Genomic DNA, 7,309 nt, shown 5'->3' on the forward strand with positions numbered 1-7,309 from the left:
CGGTCGCGGGCGGCCAGCGCACGCGCCTCGGCCAGGCGCCAGCGTCTCGCGGGCCTAGGGTCACGCGGTCGGACAGGTGGCGGGTCTGGTCGATCTGCTGACGGGCCGTCGTTTCGGCCATGCGGGCCAGCGTCAGGTCCTGTTCCGCCTGCGCCAGGCGGTCGGCATGCTTGCGGGCCGCCTGGCGCGCCTCCTCGGCCTGCGCGACGGCGGCCTGACGGGCACGGGCGGCGTCCGGGTCGGTCAGGCGGGCCAGCATGCGCGTCACCTCGGACCGCCGAGCCAGATCGCCGGACAGGCGCGCAGCCTTGTCGCGGGCCTCGGCCTCGGCGCGGGACAGGCGCTCGGCGTCGTCGATGGCGCGGTGCCATTCGCCGCCCGCCCTGGGCCGCCCGGTGGCGGTGGCCAGCCGTGCCATCTCTTGGCCCACGCGGTCCAGCACCGCGTCCATGCGCCGCCCCCCGGTCATCATGTCGATCTCTCCGGCAACCGACGACAGCAGGTCGCGCCGCGTCCCCAGGTTGCGGTCGCGATCCTGCCTGTCGGCCGCGCTGTTGCCCTCCGGCTCCAGTCCCAGCAGGCCCTGGCGCACCCACAGCAGCCCGATGGTCCCGCCAGCCCCCCGTCCAGCAGGCGGTCGATCCAGGCCTCGGCCTCGTCCTCCTGCGCGATCAGGCGGCCTTGGGCATCGGTGATCCGCGCCTGCGCCCGCGACAGGAACCGTTTATGGATGCGGAACCGCCCCTGCGGGAGGTCGATGTCGACCGCCACCTCCGGCGCGCCGCCGGCATGGGGCTGCAAAGCCTTGACGGGGGCGCGGCTGCTGCGATGGCGTTCGAAAAACAACGCGTGCAGCGCGTCGAAGAAGGTGGACTTGCCGAATTCGTTCGGCTCGGACAGCACCGTGATGCCGTCGCCCAGATCCGACAGCACCGCCCGGCGCCCGGCAAAGCGGCGGATGTTGGTCAGCTCGATCCCGCGCAGCTTCATGCCTGAACCTCCTGCGCAAAGCTGTACAGCCGCGACAGCGCCGCGGCCGAGATGTCGCGATCGGCCTGCGACCGCTGCGGGTCGGTCGTGTCGGCCAGCAGCGCGTCGGCGGCATGGCGCAGCGCGCCCGCGCGGTCGATCAGGTCCAGATCGTCGGGCCGCGCCTCGACCTGCAGGGCGGACAGGTCGGCGGCGAACCAGCCGTAATCGGGGGCGATGGCCTGCAGGGCGGCGTCCAGCGCGGCACGGTCGGACAGGGCCAGCCTGCCGCCCGCGGTCACGCTGACCAGATGATCGCGCGCCCGTTCGGCGGGCAGCGCACGGGCCAGCGCCGCCTGCGCGTCCGCGCCGGGCAGCAGGTCCAGATGCGGGCGCGTCCAGCGGAACTGCCCGATGGGCACCGGCTGCGCGGTGACTGTCGCGCCCAGATCGACCAGCAGCGCCCCCGCCGAGCCGTCATGCTTGAAGCTGTCGGCCTCGGGCGCGCCGGAATACCACGTCGCAGGGTCGATCTGGCGCTGGCCGTGCCAGTCGCCAAGCGCCAGGTAATCCAGCCCCGACCGCGCCGCGCGGTCGGGCGGGATGATGCCCGTGCGGCCATCGCCTTCGTCGAAATCGGTCACGGGGCCGTGGCCCAGCCCGATGCGCCGCGCGCCCTGCGGCGTGGGCGCGTCCATCGCCTGCGTCAGGTCGCGCCCGGCGCGCCGCTGCGTGCAGGGCGCGGGCAGCAGCCAGACGTCGCCAGCCAGCGCCACGGGGCTGTCGTCCAGCAGCGGCTGCAGGTTCGCCGGGCCATCGGTCGCGATGCGCCGCCACAGCTCTGTCGCGGCCAGGCTGTCGTGGTTGCCGGGCAGCATGATCCAGCGGATGTCGCCCTCGTCCGCCATCGCGCGCAGGGCCTGGCGCAGGGTGTCGGGTGCCGGGGTTTCGGCATCGAAACTGTCGCCGGCCAACAGCACGACCTGCGCGCCGCCCTGACGCGCGGCCTGCGCCAGCCGCCCGATCGCGGCATGGCGCGCCTCGCGCAGGCGGTTGCGGATCCCTTCGGGATAGCCGCCGAACGGCTTGCCCAGATGCAGGTCCGAGGCGTGCAGGAACCGGAATGTCATGCGTGAAAATCCTTGTCGATCAATGGGTCGCGGTCAGGGGTTCAAATCGATCCGCAGCTGCAGCGGGTCGGCACCCATGTCGAACGCCGCTTCGTCGAAACGCGGCGCGCGCAGGCGTGGGGCAGGGCCTATGGAAATGCCCCACCGTTCCTGCGGCATGCCCAGCACGTTGGTGTCCAACCGCCCGTTGGCATTCGCGTCATGCAGCACCGCGACCGCATAGCGTCCGGGCGCCACCCCCCCGAAGGTGCAGACACCCTGCCCGCCCTGCGGCGCGACCGTCGCGTGAACCGCACTCGCCCCGTCGGGAAATCCCGCCGGATCGGAATGCAGGCTGCAGGCCAGAACGCCGCGGTCATCGGGCATGCCGGATACGACCACCTGGATGGTCTCGGCAACAGCGGGCATGGACAGCGCACCGACTGCGATCAGCGCCACGACCCCGATCCTTCCACGATGCTGCATCCGTTCCCTCCTGCGACCCCGACACGATCCGGTGCGCAGGTCACCACGAAACGTCCCCCGGAACAACCGCCGCCCGGGGCAGACATGCCGATGCCGCGCCTTTCCGGGCGCGGCCATCCACAAGTCATCGTGAGCCGTGATCAGATCTGGCGTTCGGGCATCTGCACGACCAGACCGTCCAGCGCCTCGGTCACCTTGATCTGGCAGGTCAGGCGCGACCGTTCGGGGTCGGGCTTGTAGGCGAAATCCAGCATGTCCTGTTCCATCGGGTCCAGCGGCGGCAGCTTGTCCGTCCATTCCGGTGCCACATAGACATGGCAGGTCGAACAGGCGCAGGCGCCGCCGCAATCGGCGTCGATGCCGGGGATGCCATTGTCGCGCGCGCCCTCCATGACGGTCATGCCGGGGCGGACCTCGACCTGGTGGCGGGTGCCGTTATGTTCGATGTAGGTAATCTTCGCCATGAGTGCTTGTTCCCTTGTGTCGCACCGGAATTACGGGATCGGACGGCCATTGAAAAGGGGCAGCCCCGAAAGGCCACCCCCCTTTTGCCACTTGGCGCGGCCTACTCCGCGGGTGCCGCGTCCTCATCCGCAGGGGCGGCGTCTGCCAGGGGCAGCGCCACGAACAGCGGCTCTCCGCCACGACGGATCAGCATCAGGACCGACCGGCGACCGGCCTCGCGGGCCTCGTCGATGCGGGCGTTCAGGTCGGACACGCTGGTCACGGTCTGCTGGTTGACGTCGGTAATGATGTCACCGGGGGCCAGACCCTTTTCCGCAGCCGGACCTTCGGGGTCGATGCCGGTGATCGCCAGACCGCTGGCATCGCGGGGCGCGCCAAGTTCGGCGGCCATCTCCGGCGTCAGCACGGTCACGGTCATGCCCAGAACGTCGCTTTCCGAAGGCTCTGCCGCGGCGGGCGATTCTTCGGCGCCGTTCTGCGCGGTCTCACGACGGCCCAGGGTCACGTCCAGCGTCACCTCGTCTCCGTCGCGCATCACCACGACCTGCGCGGTCTCTCCGGCCGGAGCCTCGGCCACGCGGCGCACCAGGCCACGGGTATCCTCGACCTCTGTGCCGGCAAAGCTGGTGATGACGTCGCCCGTCTGCAGACCGGCGTCACGGGCCGGACCTTCGGGAACGTCGGTGATCATCGCGCCGCCGGCGACGTTCAGGCCCATCGCTTCGGACATCTCAGGGGTGACATCCTGGATCATTACGCCCAGCCAGCCGCGGCGCGTTTCACCAAATTCCTGCAGCTGTTCAACGACTTGCGACACGACATTCGACGCCATCGAGAAGCCGATGCCGATCGATCCGCCGTTGGGCGACAGGATCGCGGTGTTCACGCCGATGACTTCGCCGTTCAGGTTGAACAGCGGCCCGCCAGAGTTGCCGCGGTTGATCGCCGCGTCGGTCTGCAGATAGTCGTCATAGGTCCCCGACAGCTCGCGGTTGCGCGCCGACACGATCCCGGAGCTGGCCGAAAAGCCCTGCCCCAACGGGTTGCCAAGCGCCAGCACCCAGTCACCCACGCGGGCACTGTCGCTGTCCCCGAAATTGACGAAGGGGATCGGCTCGTCGCTGGTCACCTTCAGCAGGGCCACGTCGGTGTTCGGGTCGGTGCCCACGACCTCGGCAGGCAGAGTCTCGCCGGAATAGAACTCGACCTCGATCTGGTCGGCACCCTCGATGACGTGGTTGTTCGTGACGATGAACCCGTCGGCCGAGATGACAAAGCCCGACCCAAGCGCGTTCGACCGCTGCGGATTACGGGGCATCGGCATGCCTTCGGGGGCACCGGGGCCGCCGGGCATGCCAAAATCGCGGAACAGGTCGGCAAAGGGGCTGCCCTCGGGGAACGCGGGCCCGCCGGTCGGCTGCGACACGACCGAGGTCGTGGTGATGTTCACCACCGCGGGCGAAACCTGCTGCGCCAGGTCGGCAAAGCTGCCCGGCATCACCTGGGACGTGTCTGCGGTCGCGGCCTCTGCCCCCAGGGGCTGGTTGGCCTCGGCGGCCTCCTGGGCCTGCTGGCTGACCTCGGGGGGCACGTCGTCATTGGCCGGGTCGACGGCCTGCGCGCCGGCTTGGCCGAGCCCCACCGCCAGCGCCAGCGCCGACGCGGTCAGGATATGGCGAGGGAAAAGCGGTTTCATGCGGGATGTCCTCATCTCTCGACGGCAGCGTTCAGGGGCGGTTGCCCAGGCTGCCTGATGGATATGACGTCAATGTAGGGTGCCGTGGCAAATAAACCACGCTCTCGACTTGTGAACAGATCGTGATTTTCGTTGCAGAAACGGGCGGAGGTTTCCCTCCGCCCGTGTCCTGATCGTCAGTTGGCCGGCGCGGGCTCTGCCGGGGCGTCTTCCGCAGGGGCCTCCGGTGCGGGCGCTTCCTCCACCGGGGCGGCGCCGTCGACCGGGGCGTCGGGCGACAGGATCTCGGACGGCTGCTGCGGCGGCGTGGTCAGGTTCTCGGGCACCGGGGTCAGCTCGATCCCGGCGGATTCGCCCAGACGGTTGCCGTCGCGGTCGACCACCTCGGGGACGACCAGGTCCTCGCCCTCAGGGGTCTCGGCGGCGCTGGACAGACCAAGCGTTCGGCCGAATTGCCCGGCGGCACCGGGGTCGATGCCGGGTTCGCGTTCGCGGCCCCGTCGCTGGACAGATAGCTGAAGAACTCGCTGTCCGGCTGCATCACCATCGAGCTGTTGCTGCCCTGCAGCGCGCGCTGATACGAGGTCAGCGAGCGGGTGAAGGCAAAGAACTCGGGGTCGCGGCCATAGGCATCGGCATAGATCGCGTTGCGCTGCGCATCGGCCTCGCCTCGGACGATCTCGGACCGGCGACCGGCCTCGGAGGTCAGCTCCACCACGGTCCGGTCGGCGGCGGCGCGGACGCGTTGGGCGGCCTCGTTACCGCGCGCCACCTCGTCTGCGGCCTCCCGGGCGCGTTCGGCCCGCATCCGGGCATAGGTCGCGTTCAGGTTCTGCTCGGGCAGGTCGGTCCGGGTCAGGCGCACGTCGATGATCTCGATCCCCAGGCCGCCCGAATTCGAACGGGCCTCGTCGCGGATCTGGTTCATCAGGCTGGTCCGGTCATCCGACAGCACCGAGGTCGAGGGCACAGTACCCAGCACACCGCGGATGGCGTCGATCACGATCGGCTCCAGCCGCATCTCGGCCGCCTGGATGCCCTGCACGCCGACCGCCTGGCGGAAGCGGACCGGATCGGTGATGCGCCAGCGGGCGAATGCGTCGACCACCAGGCGGCGGTCGTCCAGCGGCGTGACCTCCAGCGGGCTGGTCGGCAGGCCCAAGATGCGCCCGTCGTATTTGACCACGTTGTCGATGAAGGGCAGCTTGAAGTTCAGGCCCGGCGTCTCCTGGACGTCGACGACCCGGCCAAGCCGCAGCACCAGCGCCTTTTCGCGCTCGTCCACGATGAACAGGGCCGATCCGGCCAGCACGGCGACGACGACCAGGGCCGGCAGGGCCAGGGCGGTCAGCAGGTTCTTGCGCGCAGCCATCAGTTCGTTCCTCCGCTGGTCGTGGTGGTGCCGGGCTGGGAGCCCGCCGGCGTGCCGGTGGTCTGACCCACATTCTGGCCGGCGTTCTGACCGGCGGTCGGGGCTGCGGGCGTGGTGCCCTCCCCGGTGCCGCGCAGCTGGTCCAGCGGCAGATAGGGCACGACGCCCGAACCACCCTCGCCACCGCCGATACCCTCGCCGATGATGATCTTGTTCACGCCGCCCAGGACCTGTTCCATCGTTTCCAGATACATCCGGCGACGGGTCACGTCGGGCGCGTTCACGTATTCCTCGTAGATCGAGTTGAAGCGCGCGGCCTCACCCGCGGCGGTGTTGACCGCCTCGGCGCGATAGCCCTCGGCCTGTTCCAGGATCTGGGCTGCCTGACCGCGGGCTGCGGCCAGTTCGCGGTTGGCATAGGCGTCTGCCTCGTTCTGCAGGCGGTCACGCTCCTGCTGGGCGGCCTGAACCTCGCGGAAGGCGTCGATGACCTCCTCGGGCGGGTCGGCACGGTCCAGGTTGACGCGGATGACGTTGATGCCTGACTGATAGCTGTCCAGCGTGGTCTGGACGGCGGTGCGCAGGTCGCTGGCGATCACGCCGCGGTCGCGGTTCAGGATCGGGGCCAGCTCGCTGCGCGCGATGATGTCGCGCATCGCGGCCTCGGAGACCGCGCGGATGGTGTCGGACGGGTCGGCCAGGTTGAACAGGTACGCCTGCGGGTCACGGATGTTCCAGACGACCTGGTATTCCATGTTCACGATGTTCTGGTCGCTGGTCAGCATCAGGCCGCTGTCCATCGGGCCGGCCTGGCCGGTGCCGATCTCGGTCACGCGTTCGTTGGTGACGGGCACCACTTCGGCGGTCACGACGGGCCAGGGGGCAAAGTTCAGACCCTCGGTCCCCACGGCAACGGCACGACCGAACAGGAACTCGACCGACTGCTCGTTGGTCTGGACGCGATAGAAGCTGGCAAAGGCCCACAGGCCGACCGCCGCCAGACCCGCCACGACCAGCGTGGACCGGTTCAGGCCAAAGTTCGGGCCCATCGGGCTGCGACCGCCGCCGCCCCCGCCCGTGCCGCCGCCGGTGCCACGACCGCCCATCAGGACGCGCAGGCGCTCCTGGCCCTTCTTCATCAGATCCTCGATCTCGGGGCGCTGCGGATCGTTGTTCGGACGGCGCGGGCCGCCGGGGGGCGGCTGTTCGCCC

General features: G+C 69.9%; 7 protein-coding genes and 1 pseudogene. All 8 read right to left on the bottom strand.

Translation table 11 applies throughout. From position 1 onward, the window contains the following. Positions 1 to 592 (bottom strand): annotated as a pseudogene (locus TY51_RS24415) (hypothetical protein); the annotation flags it as partial. 394 nt (positions 593 to 986) lie between these two features. Then, the gene (locus tag TY51_RS18570; protein WP_042252573.1) at positions 987 to 2,099 is read right to left on the bottom strand and encodes a DNA repair exonuclease; all 1,113 of its coding nucleotides are present in this window, start codon (positions 2,097 to 2,099) and stop codon (positions 987 to 989) included. 33 nt (positions 2,100 to 2,132) lie between these two features. Beyond that, a complete protein-coding gene (locus tag TY51_RS18575; protein WP_197054835.1) occupies positions 2,133 to 2,537 on the bottom strand; it encodes a DUF2141 domain-containing protein in 405 nt (134 codons plus the stop codon). A 167-nt stretch (positions 2,538 to 2,704) separates the two neighbouring features. Continuing rightward, a complete protein-coding gene (locus TY51_RS18580; RefSeq protein ID WP_042252580.1) occupies positions 2,705 to 3,028 on the bottom strand; it encodes a 2Fe-2S iron-sulfur cluster-binding protein in 324 nt (107 codons plus the stop codon). A 101-nt stretch (positions 3,029 to 3,129) separates the two neighbouring features. Next, a complete protein-coding gene (locus tag TY51_RS18585) occupies positions 3,130 to 4,527 on the bottom strand; it encodes a DegQ family serine endoprotease (protein ID WP_231559143.1) in 1,398 nt (465 codons plus the stop codon). Between the two features lie 374 nt (positions 4,528 to 4,901). Then, a complete protein-coding gene (locus tag TY51_RS18590) occupies positions 4,902 to 5,108 on the bottom strand; it encodes a hypothetical protein (protein WP_042252584.1) in 207 nt (68 codons plus the stop codon). Further along, complete coding sequence (hflC, locus tag TY51_RS18595; protein ID WP_081995268.1) at positions 5,057 to 6,097, bottom strand: protease modulator HflC; 1,041 nt, start codon at positions 6,095 to 6,097, stop codon at positions 5,057 to 5,059. The genes TY51_RS18590 and hflC overlap by 52 nt, the downstream gene beginning before the upstream one ends. Next, positions 6,097 to 7,309, bottom strand: a 1,213-nt coding sequence (gene hflK, locus TY51_RS18600) for an FtsH protease activity modulator HflK (protein ID WP_156118122.1), incomplete at its 5' end; no start/stop codon positions are given. The genes hflK and hflC, both read right to left, overlap by 1 nt.

The sequence above is a fragment of the Paracoccus sp. PAMC 22219 genome (assembly GCF_000787695.1).
GTDB lineage: Bacteria > Pseudomonadota > Alphaproteobacteria > Rhodobacterales > Rhodobacteraceae > Paracoccus.

Coding starts and splice junctions, on each gene's coding strand:
- TY51_RS18570 (WP_042252573.1), bottom strand. CDS start 2,099: ATGACATTCCGGTTCCTGCACGCCTCGGACCTGCATCTGGGCAAGCCG.
- TY51_RS18580 (WP_042252580.1), bottom strand. CDS start 3,028: ATGGCGAAGATTACCTACATCGAACATAACGGCACCCGCCACCAGGTC.
- TY51_RS18585 (WP_231559143.1), bottom strand. CDS start 4,527: ATGCCGGGCAGCTTTGCCGACCTGGCGCAGCAGGTTTCGCCCGCGGTG.
- hflC (WP_081995268.1), bottom strand. CDS start 6,097: ATGGCTGCGCGCAAGAACCTGCTGACCGCCCTGGCCCTGCCGGCCCTG.